This window comes from Acidovorax sp. HMWF029, from assembly GCF_003060895.1.
In the GTDB taxonomy this organism is placed as follows: Bacteria; Pseudomonadota; Gammaproteobacteria; order Burkholderiales; family Burkholderiaceae_C; genus Acidovorax.
In genome coordinates this window covers 1-1,062 of the sequence record NZ_QAIH01000235.1, presented here as the reverse complement: position 1 = coordinate 1,062, position 1,062 = coordinate 1, and the positions used below count along the sequence as shown (strand labels likewise).

Here is a 1,062-nt window from a genome sequence, read left to right as displayed (position 1 = left end):
CAGACAGTCCAGCTTCAGCAGAACCTGCGGATGCAGGGGCAGTACCTGGACAGGGAGACGGGGCTGCACTACAACACGTTCCGGTACTACGACGCGGATCTGGGAGCGTTTACGACGCCGGATCCGATTGGGCTGAACGGTGGGTTGAACCTGCACCAGTATGCGCCCAACCCAATTAGCTGGATTGATCCTTGGGGGTGGAAGAGCAAGAATTGCAATGGCGCGGGGCCAGAGTGGAAAAGTAGGCGCACGCAAAGTAGCGGAGATTCGGGTTTAAAGGATCACGCGCGACGCCATTCCGATATGTCCCCTAAACAGTATTTGGAGCATGGTAAACGGAACGTTACTGAAGGACGTGTTCTAACTGGAGGTAAATATCCTGATGCAAAATATTATGTCCGCAAGGTTGGAGAGGATAAATATAGCGTAACCATTACAGATAAAAATAGGAAGATCCTTTCAATTGATACGCCAAAACAAGGTGGTGCACCACTCACGAAACAAAAACTCGATGATTGGCTAAAAAAACAGTGGCGTCACTACCCCTAGAAAATTCTGGAGCTGAGGCATGACTATCGCTAGAATGTCGCAAATTAAATCATTGCTGGAAGATGTCGGCTGGAGCATCATGTTGAGTAGTAAGGATTTGTATAAAGTTTTTGATGATCAGATAATTTGGCCTATTCGTTCCGCAGATAGTAAGAAAAATCTAACAATTGTTTTTCAGTTGGTTGAGGATTTTGGAAATCGAACAGAGAGTTTGGCTGATTTATTCTATTTTAAGATCGATGGATATGAGGAGGAGTTTGTTTTTCGAAAAATAAAAAGTGATCAATGGCAAGAAACTCTAGGTCAATTTGAGAAAAAAATCTCATCAATCGCCGCAAATTTAGATTGATAATTGACTGCAGATTAATGAGTATTAAATACTTAATGAAAAGCAGGATTGACTGAAGCGATTTTCGTCGGCTGATCAGAAAACGCATCGGTAGCCACACGGAGCAGCACTACCGCTACGACCACCAGCACAGGCTGACCCAGGTGGCGGTGGTGCGGGCGGGC

The 1,062-nt window shown here is 45.5% G+C and carries 2 protein-coding genes; both read left to right on the top strand.

The features are described from left to right. The coding region (locus tag DBR12_RS17355; RefSeq protein WP_146185566.1) for an RHS repeat-associated core domain-containing protein at positions 1 to 549 on the top strand (549 nt) is incomplete at its 5' end. 19 nt (positions 550 to 568) lie between these two features. Next, positions 569 to 898, top strand: coding sequence for a hypothetical protein (locus tag DBR12_RS22050; protein ID WP_146185565.1), 330 nt, complete (start codon positions 569 to 571; stop codon positions 896 to 898). Positions 899 to 1,062: the final 164 nt, after the last annotated feature.

Excerpts from the sequence above, each read along its gene's own strand:
- DBR12_RS22050 (WP_146185565.1), top strand. The coding sequence starts at position 569 with ATGACTATCGCTAGAATGTCGCAAATTAAATCATTGCTGGAAGATGTC.